This window comes from uncultured Microbacterium sp. (assembly GCF_937927635.1).
Taxonomy (GTDB): domain Bacteria; phylum Actinomycetota; class Actinomycetes; order Actinomycetales; family Microbacteriaceae; genus Microbacterium.
This window is the reverse complement of sequence record NZ_CALBRW010000043.1, coordinates 46,725-72,589: the sequence shown is the minus strand read 5'-3', so window position 1 is coordinate 72,589 and position 25,865 is coordinate 46,725. Positions and strand designations below refer to the sequence as shown.

Genomic DNA, 25,865 nt, shown 5'->3' with positions numbered 1-25,865 from the left:
GGGTGCACGGCCCGACAGAGCCACCCGGGCGACGGATCAGTCGCCGAGCCGCCGTTCTGCGCGCAGCGTCTCCCACTCATCGATCAACTGCGGCATCCGCAACGACATGAACCGGAAGAACTCGGCCATCTCCTCGGCGCGCACGCGCGAGGCGGCATCCACCGTGTGCGCGGCGCCGATCTCGTCGATGTAGCCGGCCAGCCGGTCGTACACGGGGGAGTTGCTGGTCATCATCCCGTACCAGGCGTCGGAGATGATCTCGTAGTGCGCCAGGCGCTGGTCGGGGCGCGACACCTTGCGGATCACGTGCAGCGTCTGCAGGTAGCGCACGGCGCCGGAGACGGCGGCTGCGCTCACGCCCAGCCGATCGCCGATCTCGGATGCCGTGTACCCGTCCGACGGAGCGGCGATGAGCGCCATCATCACCCGCGCCGGCATCCGCGGGAACCCCACGGCCGTGATGGCGGCTGCCGCGCTCTCCGCGGCATCCACCCCCAGGTGCTCGTCGCTCATGCGCTCATCCTTTCACCTGCACGGCTATCCGGCCGGGTGGAGCTCCCGGCGGCGCATCAGCGCCAGGGATGCCGCGGCGCCGACGGCCACGATCAGCACCAGCCACCAGGTGCCCCGGAGATCGGTCGTGCTGCCGGCCACGACGGGCGTGACCGCGAACGGCGAGAACCGCGTGGTCCACTGCGGCAGCCCGAACAGGGGGCCGAACAGGCCGAACACGGTCGCCAGCATCACCAGCGCCCAGGCGATGGCGATGGTGCCGCGGGGGATCAGCACGAACACCAGCGCGGTGAGCACCGTGAACACGCAGGCCGCCAATCCCTGGCCGAGGCCGACGACCGTGACCACCTGGGCGAGCGAGTCGGCGTGGTCGTTCCCGGCGAGCCCGGCGAAGGCCGCCAGCATGGTCGCGGCCACGATGATCGCGATCGCGATCGTCGCCACCAGCAGATAGTCGAGCAGCCAGCGCACCCGCCCGACGGGCTGCGCGAGCACGATCTCGGCCGTGCCGTGCGCCTCCTCCTGTCGTGCGCGCGCGAGGATCTGCACGGCCGCGCAGGCGGCGAGGATGCCCATCATCGTGAAGAACACCGAGACGACGGTCTGCTCCAGGCTCCCGGCCTTGCCGATCTTGTCGAGGATCTGCGCCACGGCAGGGTTCTGTCCGGCGACCTGACCCGCCAGGCCCGAGAGCCTGGTCGCCAGCATCCCGGTCAGCACGCCGCCCACCGCCCAGCCGACGAGCGCACCGTTCGTGAGCCGCCACACCAGCGCATGCGGGCCGGCCAGTGCGGGGCGGGCGTGCACGCGGCCCGGGCGCGCGGGGATGAACCCCTCGCCGATGTCGCGCACCGACTGCAGTGCCACGGACGCGACCGCGAGCACGAGGCCGAAGACGAGGCCGATCAGCGCGGGAGCGGCGTTGTCCGTGTCGTACGGGCGGGCCTGCTCGGCCCAGCCGAACGGCGAGAGCCAGACGAGTCCGGAGCTCGAGATCCGGGTGAGGTCATTGCTCGGCGTCCCCGCGACATTGCCGATCCCGTTGATCAGGAACGTGCCGACCAGTATCCATACCGAGAGCGAGTTGGCTCCGCGGGAGGTGCGCATGAGCTGTGCGGCGATGAGACCGATGCCGAGGAACGCGATACCGGTGGTCGCCGAGGCGATGCCCGTCAGCCAGGAGCCCGCAGGATCCAGCTTCGAGCCGATCAGCACCAGCGCGACCAGCACGCCGAGGACGATGTTGGCCGCGACGCCGTGGATGACGGTCGCGATGGTCGGCAGGGCGCGTCCGGCGGGGGTCGCCGCCAGCAGCTCGGTGCGACCGGCCTCCTCGTCGCCGCGGGTGTGCCGCACGGCCAGGAACGTGCTCATGAGCGCCGCCAGCATGGTCAGCCAGGGCAGGATCTCGAAAGACAGGAACTGTCCCTCGGATGCCCCGGACGGGAGCCCGCGGAACATCATGATCACGGGGTTCGCCATCACGGCGGCCAGCACCTCGATGCGGTCCTTGAGCGTCGCGTAGGACTGCGTGACGCCCGCGAAGCCGGAGTATGTCATGAGCACCGTCGCGAGGATCCACAGCGTCAGCTGCAGCCAGTCACGGCGCAGGCGCTGCCGGAGGAGGGCGGTCATCGGTCCGCCTCCTGCTGCTTCCGGGACCTCCGTGTCTGGGGCGCTGTGCCTCCGCCCTGGGGCGCTGAGCCCGTCGAAACGTCGCCCTCCAGTGCCGCCAGGTCGTCCCCGTAGTGACGCAGGAACAGCTCCTCCAGAGACGGCGGCTCGATGCGCAGCCCGGTCACCGCGCGCTGCGCGAGCACCGGGAGCACGGCGGTAACGGCATCCGAATCGACGGTGAACCGTGCGCGGCCCTCCTCGATCGTGCCGTCGTGCGCCTGCGGGATGCCGGCGGGGGCGTCGTCAGAGGACGCCTCGAACGAGACCTCCGTGCGGGTGAGGTGCCGTAGCTCGGACAGGGTGCCGGACTCGACGATCCTCCCCGCCCGGATGATCGAGACACGGTCGCACAGCAGCTCGACCTCGGAGAGGATGTGGCTGGAGAGCAGCACGGTCGCGCCGCGATCGCGCAGGCGCTGCACCTCGTCGCGGAAGACGACCTCCATCAGCGGGTCCAGGCCGCTGGTGGGCTCGTCGAGGATGTACAGCTCGGCGGGCACCGCGAACGCCGCGATCAGCGCGACCTTCTGCCGATTGCCCTTCGAATACGCGCGGCCCTTCTTGCGCGGGTCGAACTGGAACGCCGTCATCAGGCGCTCCCGCTCGGCGCGGTACGCGGCATCCTTCGTCCGAGCCCCGCGCAGCCGGGCCAGGAAGTCGATGGCCTCGCCGCCGGACAGGTTGGGCCACACGCTCACGTCGCCCGGCACGTACGCCGTGCGCTGGTGGATCTGCACGGCATCGCCCCAGGGCTCCATCCCGAAGACGCTCGCGTCGCCGCCGCTGCGGCGCGCGAGGCCCAGCAGGATGCGGATGGTGGTGGACTTGCCGGCGCCGTTCGGGCCCAGGAAGCCGTGCACCTGCCCGGCTTCCACCTCGAGATCCAGACCGGCGAGGGCGTGCACGCGACCGTAGGTCTTGGTCAGACCGCGCGTGCTGATGATCGTGTTCATGGGAGGCGACAGTACACCCATTTCATGAATTCGTGAAGAACGTGCAATGCTCGCCCGCCGAGGCTCGAATACGATTGAGACGAGTTGCTTGACGAAGCGGGGAGGGACCGATGTTGGCAGCGTTCAACCCTCGGCGGGAGAGCCCTGAAGCGGCGGACGGGGCGTTCAACCACCGCGAGCAGTTCACCACGGATGAGCGCTCCCAGGACGAGCCCGCCGGGGCGGCATCCGGACGCCGTCCGCGCGATCTCGTCGACCGGCCCGACATGTTCGGGCTGTGGGGCAAGCCCATGCGGGCCGCAGCGGGAGTCGATCCCGCCGACGCCGCGTTCATCGCGGCCAACGCACAGCACTGGGTCGCCAACGCCATCCGCGAGGAGATCGCCATGGAGCTCTCCAACCTGGCATCCGTGCTGCCGACCCTGGATCCCAGCTCACCGGAGATCACTTTCGATCGCATCGCGCAGGTGCGCCGCGGCGAGATCCCGATGACGCTCACCGACCTGCTGGTGTGGTCGCGCCGGTTCCCGGCCGTGCGCGACATCGTCACCGCCACGCTCGGCGACCGGCCGCACGCGAACTCGCGCATGTCCGCACCGTCGGACGGCGGCATGGGCCCCGTGATCACCACGAAGCGCGGCCGGACCGCGGGCGCCTAGGACACCCGCACGCTGATCGTGTGCCAGCCGCTGGCGCCGTCCGGCGCCGGAGGCGCCACCGCATCCGTCTGCGTCGTGCCGTCGCCGCCGATCGCACGGCAGCGGATGCTGTGCTCGCCGGCCTTCGCGCGCCAGGGCAGCCGCCACTGCACCCAGGTGTCGCTCGAGATGGCCGTCGCCAGTTCGGCGCGCTGCCAGTCGCCGTCGTCGACCTGCACCTCCACGCCTGAGATGCCGGTGCCGGGTTGCCACGCGACCCCGGCGATCACGGAATCGCCTGCCGGCACGTCGCGCCCGGCGCGGGGCACATCGATGCGGGACTGCAGCTTGATGGGACCCCGCTCGGACCAGCCGCGGTCGGTCCAGTACGCGCGCGCCCGGTCGAACCGCGTGACCTCCAGCTCGACCACCCACTTCGTCGCCGAGACGTAGCCGTACAGCCCCGGCACGACCATGCGCACCGGGAATCCGTGCTGCAGGGGCAGCGGGGCGCCGTTCATGCCGATGGCCAGCAGTGCCGCGCGCTCGTCGGTGAGCGATCTGCTCGGGACTCCATCCCGTCGCCCACCGGCGGTCCTGCCGAAGCGGTTTGTTCCGCCCTTCCACGCCTGAGTCCCCGGATCAGAGGCGGAGGTTCTGCCGGGACGGTCGCCGGCCCGTCCCGGCGTTCTTGGACGTACTCACGAAGCCGGTCATTTGGCGACCTGTTTCACGACTTTGGGGCTACTGGCCGCTTGCGGCGCCCTCCACTGCGCGACGCTCCAGGGGCGGCACCCCGACCATTCTGACCACCAAAAGGTTCTTGACCGTCCGATCCGGTGCGAGTATGTTCACCGAATATCAACCGAATAGGAGACTACTCAGGGGGGCGACCGATCGCGTCGATCTGAGTGACTGGAGGTATTGCGGGCATTTTGCGCCGTATTCTTTCCGCTGTCGCAGCGATGATCGTGTTGCTGACTGTTGGAACTGGTTGCGCATCTGTAGAGGTTTCTCCCCCGATCAGTAGTTGCCATAATTACGTAGTAAATTCAGGCTATGGTCGATTCATAATCCAGCAGGCGCGAAAGGGTGCATCTATTTCTTGGGGCGCATACCCGAATGCCACGTATTCGGGAACCTACTACACGGCTTCGGTGTACGCGAATGGAGTGAAGATCGATGGTAAGAGCCAGAACTATGCACCCCACGCAAGTATAAGTGCTGCCCGTGCTACGAAATACTCGGGGAAGCTGCTCAAGATCGCCGGAAACGTCACGAAGGGCAAGGATCTGCTCTTGCACTATGAGATGGTGTGCAGGATTATGTAGACATGTCATCAATCGAGAATCGTCTTGCAGCGCTCCTTGAGGCGGTCGCCTTTGATGTTGCCACAGCTGGGCTGCACTTGGATGCAGGCGTGTTCGATGTTGCTCGGGAGCGTTGGGTTGTCGGTGGCGAAGGAATTCCCGAGCCCCAAGGGTTCAGCGAGGATGAACTTGTGCTCGTCCTTCCGGGCCGGGCCCAAGTCCTTGAGCGCGTCGGGAGCGAACCGGCTTTCGTGGAGCTGGTGGATGCAGTGTGCGACTGGGTGATGGACGAGGTCGGGCACGGATGGCCGGAGTTGGCGGATGTAGACGGACGTTTTCTTTGCTTGATGACTCCTGCTCTTGAAGACGGAGATCTCGTATGGAGAGGACAAGACATCAGGGTTCCTCTAGGACGGCTTCAGACGGTTCCGCTCGTTTCAGTGTCATCGTCGACATAGAGGGGCAGTCGCGTCAAGCAGCCATGCGCGCCGTAGTCTTGGCATTGTCTATTGGTGCGCAGATCGTTGCGCGGCCAGTGTCGGCCTGGTTGACTTTGGCCCTGGCTGTGGTGAGCGTGCTTGTCGCCACGCGTTTGCCATCACGTGTGGCGTTGGGCGCGTTCGGACTCTTAATGTTCGCGGCGGTGCCCTGGATCGCTTTGCCGCTGATTACCGGCGTGCTCTGGCTCGTCATAGAGAACAGAACGAGCGTGCGCCAGAGCCAGCCGCGTTCTCGCACTCGACATGTGCGCGGAGGCATTGCGATCGCACTCGTCCTTGGGACTGTTGCGGGGGGGATCGCTGTGCTTCCTTCGCGTGATCAGATGAATGCGCATCCATTACAATTCGACGTTGTTGAACCGCCGTGGTGGATTGTATGGAGCGCAATTGCATTTTTCGCTTTTGCCAACGCCGTTGGGGAAGAGTTACTGTGGCGAGGATTGCTATTGCGTGAAATCGGTCGGAGCCCCACGTGGCTGTTGTACGCGTTGCAAGCGGTCTCATTCGGGATTGCACACTGGTTTGGGCTTCCCGGAGGTCTTCTAGGGTGTGTGCTGACCGCGATGGCGTCTCTCGTCTTCTTGTGGATGCATCGAAGATGGGGCCTACTGTATTCAATTTTTGCACATTTTGTCGCGGATTTGATTATTTTCGTTTCCGTCGCACCATTTGTAGTTTTTGCCAGATGGTACGTAGGTTGATTCGATATTCAGGGATGAATCGCGATGCCTTGAACGTCACGGGAAGTACGCCTAGGACACCCGCACGCTGATCGTGTGCCAGCCGCTGGCGCCGTCCGGCGCCGGAGGCGCCACCGCATCCGTCTGCGTCGTGCCGTCGCCGCCGATCGCACGGCAGCGGATGCTGTGCTCGCCGGCCTTCGCGCGCCAGGGCAGCCGCCACTGCACCCAGGTGTCGCTCGAGATGGCCGTCGCCAGCTCGGCGCGCTGCCAGTCGCCGTCGTCGACCTGCACCTCGACGCCCGAGATCCCGGTGCCGGGCTGCCAGGCGACCCCGGCGATCACAGCGTCGCCCGCTGGGACATCGCGACCGGCGCGGGGCACGTCGATGCGGGACTGCAGCTTGATGGGTCCGCGCTCGGACCAGCCGCGATCCGTCCAGTACGCCCGCGCGCGATCGAACCGCGTGACCTCCAGGTCGGTCACCCACTTCGTCGCCGAGACGTAGCCGTACAGGCCCGGCACGACCATGCGCACCGGGAAGCCGTGCTCCAGGGGCAGCGGAGCGCCGTTCATCCCGACCGCCAGCAGCGTCGCGCGGTCGTCGGTGAGCGCCTCGAGCGGCGTCCCCGCCGTGAAGCCGTCGGCCGAGGTGGACAGCACCATGTCGGCATCCGCATCCGGCGCCGCCCGCTTCAGCAGCTCGCGGATCGGATACCCCAGCCACATGGCGTTGCCGACCAGGTCGCCGCCCACCTCGTTCGACACGCACGACAGCGTCGCCGCACTCTCCACCAACGGCAGCGCGAGCAGCTCGTCCCAGGTGAGCGTCACCTCGTGCGCGACCATGCCGTGGATGCGCAGCCGCCAGCTGCGGGGATCGACGGAGGGCACGACGAGCGCGGTGTCGATGCGGTAGAAGTCCGCGGCCGGCGTGATCAGCGGGGCGATTCCCTTGACGTCCAGAGAAGCGGATGCCGGGATCGCCGGCGCGGGAGTCGCGGGTTTCGGCAGCCGGATGGCCTCGCGCACGGCGGTCACCGCGGTCGACCCCGCGCGGGCCAGGGTGCCCGCGGCCGCGAGCGCCACCCCGATCGCGGCCGTGCCGATCGTCCAGCTGAGGAAGCGGCGCCGGGTCGGCCCGTCCACGGCATCCGCTCGTCCTTCCTGAACCGGTGCGGATGCCGGTCCTGCAGCAGGGGACGGCATCCCCGCCAGGCTCAGCAGGGAGCGGAGCGCGATGGCGGCGATCACGCCGGCCAGCAGCGACGGCAGCCAGGCCAGCAGCCCGGCATCCGATCGTGTGAGCGACAGGATGCCGACGATCAGTCCGATCGCGGCGAACGCGACCACTCCGGCGCGGCGCCACCGCGCCTCGGCGAGACCGGCCAGCGCGGCCACGACCAGCAGCACGATGCCGATGCCCACCAGCAATGCAGTCTTGTCTGAGGTGCCGAACCACGCGATGGCGGTGTCCTTCGCCCACGCGGGCGCCGCATCGATGAGCGCACCGCCGACGACGGCGAACGGGCCCGACGCCGGCGCCACCAGGGCGGCGGCCAGCTCACCCGCGCCCGCACCCAGCAGCGCCGACGCGACACCCGCCGCGCCCGCCGCGATGCTCCGCCGGGGCGTGCCCATGCTCTCAGGCTACGTCTCGCGGGCGGACGCCGGGCGGTGCGCGACCAGTACCAGCACCAGGCCCAGCGCGAACGAGGCGAGCATCACCGCGCCCAGCACCGTCGCCGAGACGCCGAACAGCGACACGATCGGCGGCACGAACGCGCCCAGCAGCATCGACAGTGTGCCGAGCACGGCGGATGCCGAACCCGCGCTGTGCGTGATGTACCCCAGCGCCATGGCGGTCAGCGACGGGTTGTTCAGGCCGTGCGTGCAGATGCCGATGAACAGCGGCACCAGCAGCCAGGGCAGTGGGGAGTGCAGCATCCCCGCGAGGGTGAGCGCCAGTGCGCCGGCCGTGCCGACGGTCAGCGACCAGCGCACGATCACGGCGCCGGGCATCCGCCGCTGCGCGAGCCGACGGTTGAGGTTCGCGGCGGCCGTGATGCCGACCGCGTTCACGGCGAACACGATCGCGAATCCCTGCGCGTTCAGCCCGTACTGCACCTGCAGCACGAAGGGCGACAGCTGCAGGTAAGAGAACAGCGCGATCGAGGCGATGCCCAGGGTGATCGCCGCCATCATGAACCGTCCGTTGCGCAGTGCCGAGCCGATGCCGCGCAGATCGTTCGTCATGCCGCCGGTGGTGCGATGGTCGCCGTCCAGTGTCTCCGGCACGCCGAGGATCGCCACCGCCAGCATGAGCAGTCCGATCACGGCCAGCGCGATGAACACGCCCCGCCAGTCCGAGAACGTCACGATCGCACCGCCGATCAGCGGCGCCAGCACGGGCGCCACGCCCATCACCGCGGCCAGCGTGGAGAACGCGGCCACGGCCTCCACCCCGCTGAACAGGTCGTGCACCACGGCTCTCGCGATGACCATCCCCGCCGCACCGCACAGGCCCTGCACCACGCGGATGCCGATCAGCACCTCAATGGTCGGCGCGAAGGCGCACAGCACCGAGGTCGCCGCGAAGCCCGCGACGCCGATCATCAGCGGCATCCGCCTGCCGTACCTGTCGCTGATCGGGCCCCACAGCAGCTGGCCCAGCGCCAGCCCGATCATGCAGGCGCTCATGGTCAGCTGGGTGAGGGATTCGGACGCCGCGAACTCGGCGCCCAGCTGCGGGAGCGATGGCAGGTAGACGTCGAGCGAGATGGGCCCGAAGGCGGTCAGCGCGCCGAGCGCCAGCATGAGCGAACGCGGATGCCGGCCCATGCGTCAGTCCGTCTTCTTCCGTCGCGGGGGCAGGGGCATGGTTGTCGTGGCCGTCGTCTTCTCGTCGAACGATTCCGGGGCCATCGCCTGGATCACGTTCAACGGCCGCGTCTCGTCGAGGGTGAGCAGGAACCGGGTGCGCTCCTGGCGGTGCAGGCGGCCGGACCACAGCATCCAGCCCACGCCGATCGCACTGGCCAGCAGTCCCGCCACACCGCCGACGACGATGGCGGCCCGCGGGCCGAACGCGTCGGCGATCCACCCGGCGATCGGCGCGCCGATCGGGGTGGAGCCCATCAGCACCGCCATGTACAGCGCCAGCACACGGCCGCGCAGCGCGGCCTCGGTCGTGGTCTGCACGTAGCCGTTGGCGGTGGTCAGCATGCTCACGGTGGTGAAGCCCACCAGGATCAGCACCACCGCGTAGCTCCAGTACACCGGCATGACCGCCGAGACGATGGATGCTGCGCCGAACCCCGCCGCAGAGAAGACGATCACCCGCACGCGGGCGCGATCCCGCCGGGCCACCAGCAGCGCGCCGGTGAGCGAGCCGATCGCCAGTACAGAGCTGAGCAGTCCGTAGCCGTCGGCGCCTCTGCCGAACTCCAGGGCCATGGTCGACGCGAAGATCGGGAAGTTCATGCCGAACGCGCCGATGATGAACACCATTACGAACACGACCACCAGGTCGGGGCGGCTCAGCACGTAGCGGAACCCGGCAGCCAGGCCCGCGCTGCCCTTGTGCCCACGGGGTCGCGGCATGAGCAGGGCGGGGCGGATCACCAGCAGCGCCACCAGCATCGCCAGGAACGTGGCGGCGTTGGCGACGAACACCCAACCGGGCCCCATGGCCACGATGGCCACGCCGCCGACGGCCGGACCGATCAGACGGGCCATGTTGAAGGACGCCGAGTTCAGCGCCACCGCGTTCGGAGTGTCGTCGATGCTGACCATGTCCGAGACGAACGCCTGCCGGGCGGGGGAGTCGAAGGCGTTGGTCACGCCGAACGCCGCCGCGAAGCCGAACATCATCGGCAGCGTCAGCACGTCGGTCAGCAGCATGACGGCGACGGCGACGGCCAGCACCATCAGCGTGGACTGCGTGATCATCAGGATCCTGCGGCGGTCGAACCTGTCCGCCACCCAGCCGGTGATGCTCACCAGCACCAGCGGCGGGCCGAACTGCAGTGCCATCGTGGCGCCCATCGCGGTGGCGTCGTTGTTGGTCAGCTCGGTCAGCACCACCCAGTCCTGGGCGGTGGCCTGCATCCAGCCGCCGATGTTGGAGATGATGGCGCCGAAGAACCAGGTGCGGTAGTTGAACGAGCGGAACGAGCGGAACATCGCGCCGCCGCGCTCGGCGGACGCGGCGCTCATGCCTCGGCCACCTTCCGCAGCACGGCGGCGGCCTCGCGCAGCACGCTCAGCTCGCGGTCCGTCAGGCCGATCTCGGTGATCATCTCGGCCATCGCCTCATCGCGGCGGCGCACGGTGTCGGCCATCACGGTGCCGCCCTGCTCGGTGAGCTCGACGTACACGCGGCGGCGGTCGTCCTCATCGGGCACGCGCACCACCAGCCCGAGCTCTGCCAGCCCGTTGACGGTGGCGCTCATGGTGGGCGCTGTCACCCGCTCGTGCTCGGCGAGGCCGGAGATCGTGCGGCGGCCGTGCGCGCGGAGCGCGCCGAGGACGGCGAGCTGCGCGTCGCTCATCGCGTCGACGGAGCGCACGCGGCGCAGCCGGCGGGTGGTGCGGAACATGGCGTAGCGGAGCTCGGAGGCGGTGGCGGCGAAGTCCTCAGTCATTACTTAGATAGCCTAACTAAGTTCCTTGCCGGATGCCACTCTGAAAATGATGTTCATCAACCTGGAAATGACGGCTGGAGTGCGAAAATGGTTATCGTGCGCCTTCCGTTCGAGCTCGCCGTCCAGAACATCGCCGGCGTGCGCATCGCCCGTGAGGTCGGCGCCGCGCGCGTCGAGCTGGCGCAGGCGCTCACGCTCGGCGGGCTGACGCCCTCGCGCGGCATGCTGGAGAGCGTGCTGGAGGCGGCGGGGGATGCCGGCCCCGAGGTGCACGTGCTCGTCCGTCCCCGCGCGGGCGGGTTCCATTACGGATCCGACGCCCTCGAGGTGATGGTGCGGGACGTGCGCGATGCCCTCTCGGCGGGCGCGCACGGCGTGGTGGTCGGATGCCAGCAGGCGGACGGCACCCTGGATCGCGACGGCCTGGCGCGGCTCGTGGATGCCGCGAACGGGGCATCCGTCACCCTGCATCGCGTGATCGACACGACCCCCGACCCGGTCGCCTCGCTGCGCACGGCCCGGGAACTGGGCCTTCGCCGCGTGCTCACCTCGGGCGGGGCGTCGCGCGCGATCGACGGCGTCGCCGTGCTGCGCGTGCTGGTCGAAGAGGCGGCCGGCGGCATCGAGGTCATGGCCGGCAGCGGCATCGACGAGCACAGCGTGGCCGCCATCGCGGCATCCGGCGTGGACGCCGTGCACTTCTCCGCCAAGCGCATCGTGCTCGCAAGCGCGATGGGCGCATCGGTGCGGATGGGATCCGCCGGCGACGGCGTCGGCGGCTACGAGGTCACCGACCGCGACACGGCGCTGGCCATCATCGCTGCGCTGCACGGAGCCGTGACCGCGGCGTGACCGCCGAGGATACCCGGCCCGTATCGTGCAGACCAGCCCCTTCTGCTGCTGCGCCCGGTCTGCGACCGTGGCGAAGTCGGAAGGAGACTGTCATGAATGCCATGGAGCACGAACTTGTCGCCCTCACCCACAGCGATCAGACCATCGCACAGGACGACGACATCCGCGGCCGCATCGTCAAGGATGCCGGCGGCGAGGAGATCGGAAAGGTCGACGAGCTGCTCATCGACTCGATCGAGGGGAAGGTGCGCTTCCTGGTCGTCGCCTCCGGCGGCTTCCTGGGACTGGGCGAGCAGAAGTCCTACATCCCGGTGGACTCCGTCTCGGGGGTCTCGGCCGACGACGTGCACATCGACCAGAGCAGCAAGCAGCTGCGGAAGGCCCCTGCGTACGACCCCGAGCTGATCAACGACCCCGCCTACAACGAGGACGTCTACGGGTTCTACGGGCTGGCGCCGTTCTGGGCCGCCGGGTACGCCTACCCGAGCTACCCCTACTACCGCTGACGCCCCGAGCGGGCGGATGCCGTGGAAGACACGGATGCCGTGGAAGACACGGATGCCGTGGCGGGCACCGCGTCGCACGCGGACGCGTCGCCGGCCGCATCCGTAGACTCGGGGCATGTCTTCTGAGAGCGGCGTCGCGAAGAGAACAGCGGAGTTCACCGACGCCTACGGGATCGCCATCGTCTATGACGTCTACGAGGCGCAGGGGCCGGCGCGCGGCGTGGTGCAGCTGCTTCACGGCGTCGGCGAGCACGCCGGTCGCTACGGTGCGCTCGCCGAGGCCCTCATGGGTGCGGGATTCCACGTCTACGCCGACGACCACCGCGGACACGGTCGCACCGGCATCCGGCAGTGGAACGGGCCCGCGAAGCTGGGCCATCTCGGCAAGGGCGGCATGCGGGCGACCGTCGAGGCGTGCTGGCAGCTCACCGGGATCATCCACGACGAGCATCCCGGGCTGCCGCTGGTGCTGCTGGGGCACTCGTGGGGATCGTTCCTCGCGCAGATGCTGCTGGACCGGCATCCCGACGCCTACGACGCCGTCATCCTGTCCGGATCCGCCTACCGCACCCCGACCGACATGAACGCGCTGCCGCTGAACAAGAGGTGGGACGGGCCGGATGCCGACGGGCTGGAGTGGCTGTCCCGCGATCCCGCGGTATGGCAGGACTTCCACGAGGATCCGCTGACCACCGAGGTGCCGCTGCTGAAGCTGTTCGGGCCCATCGAGGCCGCGCGCATGTACGGGCGGCCGCGCAAGGACATCGGGGTCGACGTGCCGGTGCTGCTGATGGTGGGCCGCGACGACCCGGTGGGCGGGCCGCGCAGCGTGCACAAGCTCGCCGATGCGTACCGCACCCGGGCGGGCCTGACCGACGTGACCACGCTGGTGTACCCGGACGCCAGGCACGAGATCTTCAACGAGCTGCAGCAGGAGCAGGTGCGCGCCGACGTGCTGGCCTGGCTGGATCAGCGCTTCCCCGCACGCGCGTGAGGCGACCGGGCATCCGGGCCCGATCCAGCCCGGCCTAAGCTGGAGCCGTGCATGGTGAGTACAAGGTTCCTGGTGGCAAGCTCGTCGTCGTCGACCTGGAGGTCGTGGACGGACTGATCCGCGACTTCCGACTGGCCGGTGACTTCTTCCTCGAGCCGGACACGGCGCTCGAGTCCATCAACGCCGCCGTCGAGGGGATGCCCATCGAGGCCGACGTCGCCACGATCGCCGCGGCCGTCCGTGCGGCGTTGCCCTCCGGCGCTCAGCTGCTGGGCTTCTCGCCCGAGGCCGTGGGCACGGTCGTGCGCCGCGCGCTGGTGACGGCACCCGGATGGCGGGACTTCGACTGGGAGATCGTGCACGATCCGGCCGTCTCACCGCGCATGAACCTGGCGCTGGACGAGGTGCTCACCGACCGGGTGGGTCGCGGGCTGCGCCGCCCCACGCTGCGCATCTGGGAGTGGAACGAGTCTGCCGTGGTGATCGGATCGTTCCAGTCGTACCGCAACGAGATCGACCCCGAGGGCGCAGTCCGGCACGGGTTCGACGTCGTCCGCCGCATCTCCGGCGGTGGCGCGATGATGATGGCCGCGGGCCAGATCATCACCTACTCGCTGTATGTTCCGGCATCCCTGGTTCAGGGCATGACCTTCGCCGACTCCTACGCCTTCCTCGACGACTGGGTGCTGCAGGCGCTGCGCTCGATCGGGATCGACGCCACCTACCAGCCGCTGAACGATATCGCATCGCCCACGGGCAAGATCGGCGGCGCCGCGCAGAAGCGGCTGGCCAACGGCGGGGTGCTGCACCACGCCACCATCTCGTACGACATCGACGGACAGATGATGACCGAGGTGCTGCGCATCGGCCGCGAGAAGCTCAGCGACAAGGGCACCACCTCGGCCGCCAAGCGCGTGGATCCGCTGCGGACGCAGACCGGCATGGAGAGGTCTGAGATCATCGACCGGTTCAAGCAGACCTTCCGGGCGCTCACCGGCGCGGAGGACGGGCACGTCACGCCCGACGAGTACGCGGATGCCGAGGCGCTGGTGGAGTCCAAGTTCGCGACCGACGCGTGGCTGCACCGCGTTCCGTGACGCGCGAGGAGCCCGCGGTGCAGGGCGCCGTCGAGATCATCGAGGGCGACAATCTCGAGGTGGCCGCGACGCTGGCATCCGGATCCTTCACCCTGGTCTATCTGGACCCGCCGTTCAACACCGGCCGCACGCAGGAGCGGCAGGTGGTCACCGCGCGGCGCGCGTTCACAACTCCGGAGAACCGGGTGGACTCGGGCGTGGAACCGGCTGAATCGCGTGATCCCGCTGCGGATCTCCGGAGTAATGAACCGCTGACGGTCGAGAAGGAGATCCGGCACGGGTTCCACGGGCTGGCGTACGAGCGGGTGCGCGGCATGCTGCGGGCGTACGACGACCGGTTCGACGACTACGGCGAGTTCCTCATGCCGCGGCTGCAGGAGGCGTGGCGCCTGCTGGCCGACGACGGCACGCTGTACCTGCACCTGGACTACCGCGAGGCGCACTACGCCAAGGTGATGCTGGATGCGGTGTTCGGCCGGGATTCGTTCCTGAACGAGCTGATCTGGGCGTACGACTACGGCGCCAAGTCGCGGCGGCGCTGGCCCACCAAGCACGACACGATCCTGGTGTACGTCAAGAACCCGCGCGAGTACGTGTTCAACTCCGACGAAATCGATCGCGAGCCGTACATGGCGCCGGGGCTCGTGACGCCCGAGAAGGCCGCTCGCGGCAAGCTGCCCACCGACGTGTGGTGGCACACGATCGTGCCGACCACCGGGCACGAGAAGACCGGCTATCCGACGCAGAAGCCGGAGGGCATCCTGCGCCGCATCGTGCAGGCGTCGTCGCGGCCCGGAGATCGCGTGCTGGACCTGTTCGCCGGCTCCGGCACGACCGGCGCCGTCGCCTCGGCGCTGGGCCGGGATGCCGTGCTGGTCGACGACAACCCCGAGGCCGTCCGCGTGATGCAGGCCCGCATCCCGCACGCGACAGCCCGCGTGCTCTGACCGCTCGACAGCCCGTCTATGTGCGGCGAATGCAGGATTTCACGCCCGTTTCGCCGCATTCGACGCATATAGACGGGCTCTACGGCGCGACGCGGTGGTGGGCGGTGAACGCCTCGCGCAGCGCCGTGCGCACGAGGGAGACCGATTCGTCGGCACGGGAGGAGGACCGCACGGCCGTGAACACCTCGCGCACGGGGGAGCCGGGCAGATCGGCCACGGTCAGCGGGCTGGGCTCGTCGCCCCAGATCAGGTCCGGCAGCATGCCGACGGCTAGCCCCGCCACCACCAGCCGCACGTGCGCGGTGAGGTCGGCGGCCTCGTAGCGGATGTCGGGCTCGAAGCCCGCCGCCCGGCACTGCTGCACGGCCCACTGCCGCGCCGCCGTGCCTTCGGGCTCCATGATCCAGGCCCGGTCGCGCAGCTCGTGCAGCGGGGTCGGATGCTCCGACGGGGGCAGCACGATGCGGATCGGGTCCTCGCCCAGCAGGTCGTGCTCCACGCCGTCGCGCAGCTCGCGCGTGTGGCCGGGGTACTGCTCGGCGATCACCAGGTCGAATCGCCGCGCCCACAGCTCGAACAGGCTCTCCTCGGGTGGCAGCTCGGCCAGCTCCACGCGCAGCTGCGGCGCACGGTCGGCGAGGGCGGTGAGCGCCGCCGGCACGATGGTCTCCGCCGCGGTGGGCATGGCCGACAGCCGCACGGTCTCCCAGCCGGCGTGCGTGGCCAGCGCCGCGCGGGCGGCCTCATCGAGCTCCAATGCGCGGGCGGCGTGCTGCGCCAGCATCCGCCCCTGTGGCGTGAGCCGCACCCTGCGCCCGTCGGGCTCCAGCAGGGCGACCCCGGCCTCGCGCTCCAGCAGATTCAGCTGCTGCGACACCGTGGAAGGGGAGTAGGAGAGGGATGCCGCGACCTCGGCGATCGTGCCGCGCAGCGCCAGCTCGTGCAGCAGGCGCAGCCGTCTCAGCTCGAACATGCGAGTCCTCCACAATCATTCGATGGCAGTGAACATTATCCATCGGAAAGCATCGCTTTTCATAGACGGTTGAGCACGGCATCCTGGGAGCATGAGCACCCCTGTGTCCGCTTCCGAAGCATCCGTCTCCGACCTCGCAGAACTGGCCGACGACGCCGTCGCCCTCGTCAAGAAGTGGCTCGTCGAGAGCCGCGCCGTGCCGGTGGATGCCGCCGGGCAGCGCCTCGCCGGCGTGCTGCGCGACCCCAACGGCCTGGACTTCACCGTCGGGTTCGTCGACGGCGTCGTGCGCCCCGAGGACCTGAAGGTCGCCGCCGCCAAGCTCAAGGAGCTGGTGCCGCTCACACCCGCCTTCCTGCCCGCCATCATGCGCGGCGCCATCGGACTGGGCGGCGCCACCGCCGGCATGCTCCCCGGCGTGGTCGTCCCCTCCGCCCGGGCCGTGCTGCGCCAGATGGTGCGCCACCTGATCGTCGACGCCCGCGACGAGAAGCTCGGCGCCGCCATCAAGCACATCCGCGAGACCCAAGGCGTCGACCTGAACGTCAACCTGCTCGGCGAGGCCATCCTCGGCCAGGACGAGGCCGTCCGTCGCCTGGAGGGCACCCGCCGCCTGCTGCTGCGCGACGACGTCGACTACGTCTCGATCAAGGTCTCCTCCACCGTCGCCCCGCACAGCCCGTGGGCGTTCGACGAGGCCGTCGCGCACGCCATCAAAGCGCTGCACCCGCTGTACGAGATCGCGGTGAACCCCGCGCGCGGACCCAAGAAGTTCATCAACCTCGACATGGAGGAGTACAAGGACCTCGACCTCACGATCGCGGTCTTCACCGGCATCCTGGACCGTCCCGAGTTCAAGAGCCTCGAGGCCGGCATCGTGCTGCAGGCCTACCTGCCCGACTCCCTGGCCGCCATGATGCACCTGCAGGAGTGGGCCGCGAAGCGCGTGGCTGACGGCGGCGCGCCCATCAAGGTGCGGATCGTCAAGGGCGCCAACCTGCCCATGGAGACCGTCGACGCCGAGTCGCACGGCTGGCCGCTGGCCACCTGGTCGTCCAAGCAGGAGTCCGACTCCTCGTACAAGGGCGTGCTGAACTACGCGCTGCAGCCCGGGCACATCGGCAACGTGCGCATCGGCATCGCCGGCCACAACCTGTTCGACATCGCCCTGGCCTGGCTGCTGGCCTCCCGGCGCGGCGTCACGGAGGGCATCGATTTCGAGATGCTGCTGGGCATGGCCTCCGCACAGGCGCAGGTCGTCAAGCGCACCGTCGGCTCGCTGCTGCTGTACACGCCGGTCGTGCACCCCGACGAGTTCGACGTCGCGATCGCCTATCTGATCCGCCGCCTGGAGGAGGGCGCGTCGCAGGAGAACTTCATGTCGGCCGTGTTCGATCTGGATGCCGACCCCACGCTGTTCGAGCGCGAGAAGGAGCGCTTCCTGGCATCCGTCGCCGGCATCCCCACCCAGGTGCCCGGCCCGAACCGCACCCAGAACCGCCAGCTGCCCGCGGCACCCGCGCTGCGCGACGGCTTCGTGAACACCCCCGACACCGACCCGTCGCTGAAGGCCAACCGCGACTGGGCGGATGCCATCCGCTCGCGCATGGTCGCCTCGAAGCTGGGCGATGACACCGTCGCCGCCAACACGCTGACCACCGACGACCAGGTCGCCGAGCGCATCGCCGCCGGTGTGGCCGCCGGTGAGGCGTGGCGTGCGCTGGGCGCCGACGGCCGCGCCGAGATCCTGCACCGCGCGGGCGACGTGCTCGAGGCGCACCGCGCCGAGCTGCTCGAGGTCATGGGCTCCGAGGCCGGCAAGGTCATCGAGCAGGGCGACCCCGAGGTCTCCGAGGCCATCGACTTCGCGCACTACTACGCCGAGTCCGCCCGCAAACTCGCCCACGTCGATGGCGCCGAGCAGCACGCCGTGGGCCTGACCGTGGTCACCCCGCCGTGGAACTTCCCGGTCGCCATCCCCGCCGGCTCCACCCTGTCGGCGCTGGCCAGCGGCTCGCCCGTCATCATCAAGCCCGCCCGGCAGGCCCGCCGTTCCGGTGCGGTCATGGTCGAGGCGCTGTGGGAGGCCGGCGTTCCGCGCGACGTGCTGCAGTACGTGCAGCTGGACGGCCGCTCCCTCGGCCAGAAGCTCGTCAGCGACCCGGCCGTCGGCCGCGTCATCCTCACCGGCGGCTACGAGACCGCCGAGCTGTTCCGCGGCTTCCGCGCCGATCTGCCGCTGCTGGCCGAGACCAGCGGCAAGAACGCCATCATCGTCACCCCGTCGGCCGACCTGGACCTGGCCGCGAAGGACGTCGCCTACTCGGCGTTCGGCCACGCAGGCCAGAAGTGCTCGGCCGCGTCGCTGGTCGTGCTGGTCGGCTCCGCCGCGAAGTCCGAGCGGTTCCGCCGCCAGCTCATCGACGCTGTCGGCTCGTACGAGGTCGGCGCCCCGGAGAACGGCTCCAACCGCATCGGCCCGCTGATCGGACCCGCGGAGGGCAAGCTGCTCAGCGCCCTCACCGAGCTGCACCCCGGCCAGTCCTGGATGCTCGAGCCGCACAAGCTCGACGACGCCGGCCAGCTGTGGACCCCCGGCATCCGCGACGGCGTGAAGCGCGGCAGCGAGTTCCACAAGGTGGAGTACTTCGGCCCGGTGCTGGGCGTCATGACCGCCGACACCCTGGCCGAGGCCATCGACATCGTCAACGACATCGACTACGGCCTCACCAGCGGCATCCACTCGCTGGACGAGGACGAGATCCAGCAGTGGCTGGCCGGGATCCAGGCCGGCAACGTGTACGTCAACCGCGGTACCACCGGCGCCATCGTGCAGCGTCAGCCGTTCGGCGGCTGGAAGAAGGCCGCCGTCGGCGCCGGCTCCAAGGCGGGCGGGCCGAACTACCTGGTCGGGCTGAGCGAGTGGACGGACGCCCCGGTCGAGACGACCACGGCTCTGGACGCTCTCGGCACCTCGGCTCTGACGCTGGTCGAGGGCGAAGACGAGGCCTGGCTGCGCGGCGCGCTGGCGACCGACATCGACGCCTGGAACTCCGAGTTCGGCGTGGTCCGCGACGCGACCGGCCTGGTCACCGAGCAGAACGCGCTGCGCTACCAGGCCCTGCCCGTCACCATCCGCTACGAGGGCGAGCGCGTGGCGGAGGTCGTGCGCGTGGCCGCCGCCGGCGTGCGCGCCGGTTCGCATGTCACCGTGAGCACGGCATCCGCTCTTCCCACCACCGTCGTCACCTGGCTGGGTGCGCACGACGTGACCGTCGTGACCGAGGATGCCGCGGCCTGGGCCGCCCACGCCCAGCGCCTGGCCGCCACGGCCGGCCGCGTGCGCGTGATCGGCACGACCGCGCTGGCCACCGCCCAGGCTGTGAAGGGCTCGCCGAGCCTGGCCATCTACGCGAACCCGGTGGTCTCCGCCGGGCGCGTGGAGCTGCTGACGTTCCTGCGCGAGCAGGCCGTCTCGGTCACCGCGCACCGCTTCGGCACGCCGCACCGCCATGAGATCCCGCTTCTGGGCCCGGTGCGCTGAGCCGCGATACTCGTCGCCCTGCCGCCGGCCCCTGGTGCTCTGGGTCCCGCGGCAGGGCGTCGTCGTCTTCGCCCCCCGCCACCGTGCGCGCCGCACTGCGCCTTCACGGGTCCTGAATGGCTGCCTCGCGGCGCGTGAGCCCGCCATTCGGGACCCGCGACACGCCCGAGTGCACATGGGTGTGATCTCGCGGGTCTTGAATGGCTGCCTCGTGGCGTGTGAGCCCACCATTCGGGACCCGCGACATGCCCGAGCGGCGCGCGGTGCGTCACACCAGCGGCAGGGCGTCGTCGTAGGCGCTGCGCGAGACCGCGGGCTGGTCGCCGAACACGCGCGTGATCCCGGGGTCGGTGTGCCAGGCCGGCCAACCGGGGTCGGAATCGCGCACGAAGGCGACGGCAGCAGCGTGCATCTCGGATGCCAGCGCCTGCGGCGGATGCTCGCCTGCCATCTTCGCGACGTGCTCCTCGCCCAGGCAGTCGAACCAGAACGGCACGTCCAGGCAGTGGTGCGACCAGCCGTTGACGGGGGAGCGCCAGGCGAACCGGTACGCCCAGGTGCCGGCATCCCGCCTGGCCTCGGCGGTGCGGATGACCAGCGAGCGGAACACCCGATCGGTGACGAAGCGGCCCAGCGCCGCACCCGCCCGGCGCCCGCGATTGGCCCTCCGCCAGCGTCGGCGCAGGGCGCCGACCTTCTCCACCGCACGCAGCGCGATCCACAGGGGGATCCAGTTCAGGATGCGGGGGGCGGAGTCGAACGCCATCGTGAACTCGTCATCGGTCGCGCCCAGCATCAGCGGCTTGTCCGCCCCGACGCCGGCGGCGAACGAGTCCACGGTCGGCCGCGTGATGAGGTCGCCGTCGATCACCGGGCCCCAGGGCAGCCCGTCGGTCAGCGTGGCGGTGGTCGCGGCGAGGCCCTTCTTGCCCAGCAGGGATGCCTGGAACTGCCGCTGCGTGAGCAGGCGCTCCCTCACGCCGCGGAAGCCCTCCAGCGTCGGCTCGCAGCCCACGGTCTCCGCCAGCAGGGCGCTGCGCCTCTCCACGGTCGAGCGGGGCAGATCGCCCAGTGCGCCGCTGATCGAGATCCCGGCGTGGAACAGGTGCTGCGCGGCCGGCATCCCCAGGAGGGTGAGCACCGCGCCGCCGCCGGCGGACTGCCCGGCGATCGTGACGCGGGAGGGGTCGCCGCCGAAGGCGGAGATGTTGAGCTGCACCCATTCCAGGGCGGCGAGCCAGTCGCGCACGCCGCGGTTGTCGGGCGCGCCGTCGATCACGCCGAAGCCGTCGAAGCCCAGCCGGTACGAGATGCTCACCAGCACGACGCCGTCGCGGGTGAAGGCGCGGCCGTCATACCACGGGCCCGCCGCCGAACCCGCCGAATACCCGCCACCGTGGATCCACACCAGCACCGGTGCGCTGCCGTCCGCCGACGGCGTGAACACGTTGAGATTCAGCGTCGCCTTCCCGGGCACGCTGGGCTCCGGGATGATCGCGTTGTCCTCCGGGCGGCGCTGCGGCGTCGGGCCGTAGGCGGTCGCGTCCAGCGGCTCGGTCCACGGCTTCACCGGCTGCGGCGGCAGGAACCTCCGCTCTCCGGTTGGCGGCGCGGCGTACGGGATGCCGAGGAACGCCAGCGTTCCGTCGTCACGGAGGATGCCGCGCACCGGCCCCTCCGCGGTCTGCACGAGCTCGTTCACGCCACTCACGCTACCGCGACGGCCCTGCCGCTTCCGGTTCGGATGGTTCTCGTCGGTGGGGCGGTGTCGGACCGTGCGCTTTCCATCCCGGCATCCGCGGGCTGGACGGAAACGCACGGTAGAAGCGTCGGGAACCTGCGTTTCCATCCAGGCAGGGCGGCCCGGATGCCGGAGATCCGGCCGTCGCGTCAGGCCAGGCGCTTCACATGCCGCAGCTCGTGCAGCACCATCCGCGGGCGCCTGTCGGTCTTCATGCCGCCGTCGGCATACCAGCCGTGGCGCTCGTAGAACTCCGCCGCGCGCGAGTTGCCGGAGAGCACCCAGAGGTACGCGGTCTCGTGACCGGCATCCGTCAGCTCCTGCTCCACGGCTGTCAGCAGCAGGTGACCGACGCCGGTGGACCAGGCATCCGGATGCGCGTAGATGCCCCACAGCTCGCCGGTGCCGCCATGGGAGTCCGGCTCGCCGGCGTCCGCGTCTCTGGCATCGCCGAAACTCGCCCAGCCCACCACACGCTCGCCGTCGACGGCGACCAGCGTGCGGCGCGGAGTCTCGGCCAGGATGCGCGCCCAGCTCGCCGCGCGCTCGGCGATCGACAGGGAGTCCAGCACGTCCTGCGGCACCAGACCGCGGTAGGCGGCCTGCCACGAGAGCACGTGCACCTCGGCGATGCCGTCGGCATCAGCGACGGTGGCAGGCCGGAGAAGCATCAGCCGGCGTTGCGCCGGGCCTCCCAGCCGGAGCGCACCATCTCGTCGACGGTGTGCCGCATCTGCCAGTCCAGGTCGCGCGCGGCCAGCTCGCCGGTGGCGACGATGCGGTCGGGGTCGCCGGGGCGGCGGGGGCCGATCACGGGGACGAAGTCGATGCCGGTGACGCGCACCATGGCATCCATGATCTGCTTCACGCTGAGGCCGTCACCGGAGCCGAGGTTGTAGGCCGGCTCGATGGGGTCGCCGTTCGCCAGGCGCTGCGCGGCCACCACGTGGGCGGCGGCGATGTCGCCGACGTGCACGTAGTCGCGCACGTTGGTGCCGTCGGGGGTGTCGTAGTCATCGCCGAAGATCGCCGGGGTGCGGCCCTCGAGCAGCGCCTCGAACACGATCGGGAACAGGTTGTGCGGGCTCACGTCGTAGACGGTCGGATCGGCGGACCCGACCACGTTGAAGTAGCGCAGCGAGGTGTGTCGCAGGGGCGCCTCGGATGCCGCTGTCGCGACACCCTGGTCGCGCAGCAGCCACTCGCCGATGAGCTTGGACTCACCGTACGGGCTGGCCGGCTTCTTGGCGGTGTCCTCGACCACCAGCTCCACGTCGGGGGTGCCGAACACGGCCGCGCTGGACGAGAACACGATGTTCGTCACGCCGGCGGCCGCCATGGCCTCGAGGATCACCCGGGTGCCCTCGACGTTCTGCGCGTAGGTGTGCAGCGGGCGGTTCACCGAGACGCCGGCGTACTTGAACCCGGCGACGTGGATGACGCCCTCGACGTCGTGCTCGCGCAGGGTGCGCTCGACCAGATCGCGATCCAGGATGCTGCCCTCGACCAGCGTGATGCCCTCGGGCACGAACGCGGGCTGCCCGCTGGAGAGGTCGTCCAGCACGACCGGGGTGAGACCGGCGGATGCCAGTGCCCGCACGACGTGCGATCCGATGTAGCCGGCGCCGCCGGTGACAAGCCAGGACATGGGTCTCCTTCCGGGTGCGCGTGCGCGCACGCCTCCATTGTTCCAGACGGGGTCGGGCATCCTCGCCCCCGTTCAGCGCCGCCGCCCCTGTTCAGCGGCTCAGTTCAGCAGGGGCGAGGACTCTCAGCAGGGGCGGCGGCGTCGAGCGTCGCAGGGGTGGGCATCGACGGGGTCAGGCGTCGCGGCGCGGGCCCTCGGAGGGCTCGACCGTGAACAGGTGCGGAGCGGCGAAGCCGGCCTGGGCGAACGCCGCGATCACGGCATCCGACACCCGCTGCAGATCGGCGTGCGCGACCAGCGCGATGGCCGCCCCACCGAAACCGCCGCCGGTCATCCGAGCTCCGATCGCGCCGTTCGCCAGCGCCGTGTCGACGGCCACGTCGAGCTCGACGGCCGAGATCTCGAAGTCGTCGCGCATGGAGACGTGCGAGGCCACCAGCAGGTCGCCGATCGCCCGCGGGCCCCGTTCGGTGAGCGCCTCGACGGTGTCCAGCACGCGCTGGTTCTCGGTGACGATGTGCCGCACGCGGCGGAAGGTCACATCATCCAGGATCTCGGCCGCGCGGGGCAGGTCGGCGACCGACGCGTCGCGCAGCGAGCGGATGCCGAGCAGCTTCGCCCCGAGCTCGCACGAGGCGCGGCGCTCGCCGTAGCCGCCGGTGGCGTGCGCGTGCTTGACCTGCGTGTCGATCACCAGCACCTCGAGCCCGGCATCGTGGAATCCCGTCGGGATGGACGTCGCCTCCAGCGAACGGCAGTCGATGAAGGTCGCCGCGTCGGGCTGCCCGAGCATCGACGACATCTGATCCATGATGCCCGTGGGTGCGCCGACCGCCTCGTTCTCGGCACGCCGGCCCACCTGCGCGAGCGTCACCGGGTCCAGGCCCAGCTCCCACAGGTCGTTGAGAGCGGATGCCACGGCCCCCTCGATCGCGGCAGACGAGGACAGCCCCGCACCCACCGGCACGTCGGAGGCGATCGCGATGTCGACGCCCTTCGATCGGGTCGCCGGATTCTGGGTCGCTGAGCGTGTCGAAGTGCGCAGGGCCCACGCGACGCCGAGTGCGTACGCCGACCACTCCGGAACGGCCGGCGCCGTGCCGGCTGGGGTCGGGAAGAGGTCGTCGAGATCCGAGACGCGCACCGTGACCTGCCCCTCGGCGAACGTCGACCGCACGCGGATCTCGTCGGTGCCGTTGAGCGCCACGGCCGCATACGTGCGGTGCTGGATGGCGAACGGCAGCACGAAGCCCTCGTTGTAGTCGGTGTGCTCGCCGATCAGGTTCACACGCCCCGGCGCGGACCAGATGCCGTCGGGTCGGCGGTCGTGGGTGGCGACGAACAGGTCGCGGGCTGCATCAGCAGCGGTCATGGTGCTCCTGGGAGTGGGGTGGGGTCAGAACTCGGGGACGGTGGCGATGGCGTCGCGCAGGCGCTGCGCCGCCACCTCGGGGAGGATCTCGGCTGTCCAGGCGCTCATCGCGGCCTCGGAGCCGGCGAGGAACTTCAGCTTGTCCTCGGCGCGGCGCGGGCTCGTCAGCTCCAGGCGCATGCGCACGGTCTCGCGACCGGTGTGCACGGGTGCCTGGTGCCAGGCGGCGATGTACGGCGTGGGCGTCGAGTACAGGGCATCCACTCCGCGCAGCAGACGCAGGTAGAGCGGGGCCAGCTCGTCGCGCTCGGCGTCGTTCAGCGCGGCGAAGTCGGGAACGTGACGGTGCGGCATGAGCTGCACGTCCAGCGGCCAGCGCGCGGCGAACGGCACGAACGCCGTCCAGTGCTCGCCCTGCAGGACGACCCGCTCGGAGGAGCGCTCGGAGGTGAGCACACGATCCATCAGATCGGGCACCGTGCGGCGGATGCTGTCCAGCAGGCGCTGCGTGCGCGGGGTCACGTACGGGTAGGCGTAGATCTGGCCGTGCGGATGCGGCAGGGTGACGCCGATGGCCTCGCCTCGGTTCTCGAACGGGAACACCTGCTCGATGCCCGGCAGCGCCGAGAGAGCCGCGGTGCGGTCTGCCCAGGCCTCGATGACGGTGCGGGCGCGGGTGACGCTCTGCGTGCCGAAGGAGCCGGCATTGTCGGGGCTGAAGCACACCACCTCGCACCGGCCGACGCTGGTGCGGGTGCGCCCGATGCCGAGCTCGGCCAGGTCGTCCAGGCCGTGCGTGGGATTGACGGCCGCCGGCACGCCTCCGGTGGCCTCGTTCAGTGCGGGACCGAACGACGGGGAGCGGTTCTCGAACACCGCGACGTCGTAGCGGGCGGGCACCTCGGAGGGGTTCGTCGGGGTCTGCGGAGCCAGCGGGTCGGCGTCGGACGAGGGCATCATGACCCGGTTCTGCCGCTTGGTGGCGAACGTGATCCAGTCGCCGGAGAGGATGTCCTGCCGCATTGTGGCGGTCTCGGGGCGGGCATCCAGCTCGCGGGTGTCGACCGCGCGCTCGGCGCCCAGGGAGGTGTCCGGGTCGTCGAAGTAGAACAGTTCGCGGCCATCGGCGAGCGTGGTGGCGCGCTTGAGCACGCCCGCACCGAGCTCGGTGGTCTGCAATTCCGGAGATTCGCTCATGTTCACGTAAACACGGTACCCCGACCTGCGTGGTAGCGTCAACAATCCGGAGTTGTGAACGTCGGGAGAAGGAGAGC

The 25,865-nt window shown here is 69.9% G+C and carries 22 protein-coding genes and 1 pseudogene; 8 read left to right on the top strand and 15 right to left on the bottom strand.

Annotation, left to right across the window (positions count from 1 at the left end):
* Positions 1-36: 36 nt before the first annotated feature.
* Genes Q0568_RS16255 through Q0568_RS16245 form a run of 3 tightly spaced genes read right to left on the bottom strand, consistent with a single transcriptional unit; the run spans position 37 to position 3,143 of the window.
* Entirely contained in the window at positions 37-513 is a 477-nt protein-coding gene (locus Q0568_RS16255) for a helix-turn-helix domain-containing protein (RefSeq protein WP_298868383.1), read from the bottom strand.
* A 24-nt stretch (positions 514-537) separates the two neighbouring features.
* The gene (locus tag Q0568_RS16250) at positions 538-2,148 is read right to left on the bottom strand and encodes an ABC transporter permease subunit (RefSeq protein WP_298868381.1); all 1,611 of its coding nucleotides are present in this window, start codon (positions 2,146-2,148) and stop codon (positions 538-540) included.
* Positions 2,145-3,143, bottom strand: a complete 999-nt coding sequence (locus Q0568_RS16245) for an ABC transporter ATP-binding protein (RefSeq protein ID WP_298868379.1) — start codon at positions 3,141-3,143, stop codon at positions 2,145-2,147. The genes Q0568_RS16250 and Q0568_RS16245 overlap by 4 nt, the downstream gene beginning before the upstream one ends.
* A 110-nt stretch (positions 3,144-3,253) precedes the next feature.
* On the opposite strand from Q0568_RS16245, the gene Q0568_RS16240 reads away from it, so the two are divergent.
* Positions 3,254-3,802: a hypothetical protein gene (locus Q0568_RS16240; protein WP_298868377.1), complete on the top strand. Its 549-nt coding sequence runs from the start codon at positions 3,254-3,256 to the stop codon at positions 3,800-3,802.
* Here Q0568_RS16240 and Q0568_RS16235 read toward each other — a convergent pair.
* Positions 3,799-4,341 (bottom strand): annotated as a pseudogene (locus tag Q0568_RS16235) (molybdopterin-dependent oxidoreductase); the annotation flags it as partial. The gene Q0568_RS16240 and the pseudogene Q0568_RS16235 overlap by 4 nt on opposite strands.
* A 779-nt stretch (positions 4,342-5,120) precedes the next feature.
* Positions 5,121-5,393 (bottom strand): hypothetical protein, encoded by a 273-nt coding sequence (locus Q0568_RS16230; RefSeq protein ID WP_298868375.1) that lies wholly within the window; start codon positions 5,391-5,393, stop codon positions 5,121-5,123.
* A 179-nt stretch (positions 5,394-5,572) separates the two neighbouring features.
* Here Q0568_RS16230 and Q0568_RS16225 point away from each other — a divergent pair, with 179 nt between their 5' ends.
* On the top strand, positions 5,573-6,292 hold the full coding sequence (locus Q0568_RS16225; protein WP_298868373.1) for a type II CAAX endopeptidase family protein: 720 nt from the start codon (positions 5,573-5,575) through the stop codon (positions 6,290-6,292).
* A gap of 51 nt (positions 6,293-6,343) precedes the next feature.
* Here Q0568_RS16225 and Q0568_RS16220 read toward each other — a convergent pair whose 3' ends face one another.
* The 4 genes from Q0568_RS16220 to Q0568_RS16205 are packed head-to-tail and all read right to left on the bottom strand — an operon-like array spanning position 6,344 to position 10,917.
* Complete coding sequence (locus tag Q0568_RS16220; RefSeq protein WP_298868371.1) at positions 6,344-7,912, bottom strand: molybdopterin-dependent oxidoreductase; 1,569 nt, start codon at positions 7,910-7,912, stop codon at positions 6,344-6,346.
* A gap of 9 nt (positions 7,913-7,921) precedes the next feature.
* Entirely contained in the window at positions 7,922-9,112 is a 1,191-nt protein-coding gene (locus Q0568_RS16215) for a multidrug effflux MFS transporter (RefSeq protein ID WP_298868369.1), read from the bottom strand.
* A gap of 3 nt (positions 9,113-9,115) precedes the next feature.
* A complete protein-coding gene (locus Q0568_RS16210; RefSeq protein ID WP_298868411.1) occupies positions 9,116-10,456 on the bottom strand; it encodes an MFS transporter in 1,341 nt (446 codons plus the stop codon).
* Between the two features lie 29 nt (positions 10,457-10,485).
* Positions 10,486-10,917 (bottom strand): MarR family transcriptional regulator, encoded by a 432-nt coding sequence (locus Q0568_RS16205; RefSeq protein WP_298868367.1) that lies wholly within the window; start codon positions 10,915-10,917, stop codon positions 10,486-10,488.
* An 87-nt stretch (positions 10,918-11,004) separates the two neighbouring features.
* Here Q0568_RS16205 and Q0568_RS16200 point away from each other — a divergent pair, with 87 nt between their 5' ends.
* The 5 genes from Q0568_RS16200 (at position 11,005) to Q0568_RS16180 (ending at position 15,313) form a co-directional block, all read left to right on the top strand.
* The gene (locus Q0568_RS16200) at positions 11,005-11,769 is read left to right on the top strand and encodes a copper homeostasis protein CutC (protein ID WP_298868365.1); all 765 of its coding nucleotides are present in this window, start codon (positions 11,005-11,007) and stop codon (positions 11,767-11,769) included.
* A gap of 92 nt (positions 11,770-11,861) precedes the next feature.
* On the top strand, positions 11,862-12,275 hold the full coding sequence (locus Q0568_RS16195) for a PRC-barrel domain-containing protein (protein WP_298868363.1): 414 nt from the start codon (positions 11,862-11,864) through the stop codon (positions 12,273-12,275).
* Between the two features lie 115 nt (positions 12,276-12,390).
* Complete coding sequence (locus tag Q0568_RS16190) at positions 12,391-13,269, top strand: alpha/beta hydrolase (RefSeq protein WP_298868361.1); 879 nt, start codon at positions 12,391-12,393, stop codon at positions 13,267-13,269.
* A 47-nt stretch (positions 13,270-13,316) separates the two neighbouring features.
* Positions 13,317-14,366, top strand: a complete 1,050-nt coding sequence (locus Q0568_RS16185) for a biotin/lipoate A/B protein ligase family protein (protein WP_298868359.1) — start codon at positions 13,317-13,319, stop codon at positions 14,364-14,366.
* A complete protein-coding gene (locus Q0568_RS16180) occupies positions 14,345-15,313 on the top strand; it encodes a site-specific DNA-methyltransferase (protein ID WP_298868357.1) in 969 nt (322 codons plus the stop codon). The genes Q0568_RS16185 and Q0568_RS16180 overlap by 22 nt, the downstream gene beginning before the upstream one ends.
* Before the next feature lie 79 nt (positions 15,314-15,392).
* Here Q0568_RS16180 and Q0568_RS16175 read toward each other — a convergent pair whose 3' ends face one another.
* The gene (locus tag Q0568_RS16175) at positions 15,393-16,286 is read right to left on the bottom strand and encodes a LysR family transcriptional regulator (protein ID WP_298868355.1); all 894 of its coding nucleotides are present in this window, start codon (positions 16,284-16,286) and stop codon (positions 15,393-15,395) included.
* Positions 16,287-16,377: 91 nt separating this feature from the next.
* Between Q0568_RS16175 and Q0568_RS16170 the strand changes: the two genes are divergently transcribed.
* On the top strand, positions 16,378-19,830 hold the full coding sequence (locus Q0568_RS16170; RefSeq protein ID WP_298868353.1) for a bifunctional proline dehydrogenase/L-glutamate gamma-semialdehyde dehydrogenase: 3,453 nt from the start codon (positions 16,378-16,380) through the stop codon (positions 19,828-19,830).
* 268 nt (positions 19,831-20,098) lie between these two features.
* On the opposite strand, the gene Q0568_RS16165 is transcribed toward Q0568_RS16170, so the two are convergent.
* The 5 genes from Q0568_RS16165 to galT all read right to left on the bottom strand — a co-directional run bounded on the left by Q0568_RS16165 (position 20,099) and on the right by galT (position 25,788).
* On the bottom strand, positions 20,099-21,532 hold the full coding sequence (locus Q0568_RS16165; RefSeq protein ID WP_298868351.1) for a carboxylesterase family protein: 1,434 nt from the start codon (positions 21,530-21,532) through the stop codon (positions 20,099-20,101).
* Between the two features lie 188 nt (positions 21,533-21,720).
* A complete protein-coding gene (locus tag Q0568_RS16160; protein WP_298868348.1) occupies positions 21,721-22,242 on the bottom strand; it encodes a GNAT family N-acetyltransferase in 522 nt (173 codons plus the stop codon).
* Positions 22,242-23,219 (bottom strand): UDP-glucose 4-epimerase GalE, encoded by a 978-nt coding sequence (galE, locus tag Q0568_RS16155; protein ID WP_298868346.1) that lies wholly within the window; start codon positions 23,217-23,219, stop codon positions 22,242-22,244. The genes Q0568_RS16160 and galE overlap by 1 nt, the downstream gene beginning before the upstream one ends.
* 172 nt (positions 23,220-23,391) lie before the next feature.
* Positions 23,392-24,591, bottom strand: a complete 1,200-nt coding sequence (gene galK / locus Q0568_RS16150; RefSeq protein WP_298868344.1) for a galactokinase — start codon at positions 24,589-24,591, stop codon at positions 23,392-23,394.
* Positions 24,592-24,615: 24 nt separating this feature from the next.
* Positions 24,616-25,788 (bottom strand): galactose-1-phosphate uridylyltransferase, encoded by a 1,173-nt coding sequence (galT, locus tag Q0568_RS16145; protein ID WP_298868409.1) that lies wholly within the window; start codon positions 25,786-25,788, stop codon positions 24,616-24,618.
* Positions 25,789-25,865: the final 77 nt, after the last annotated feature.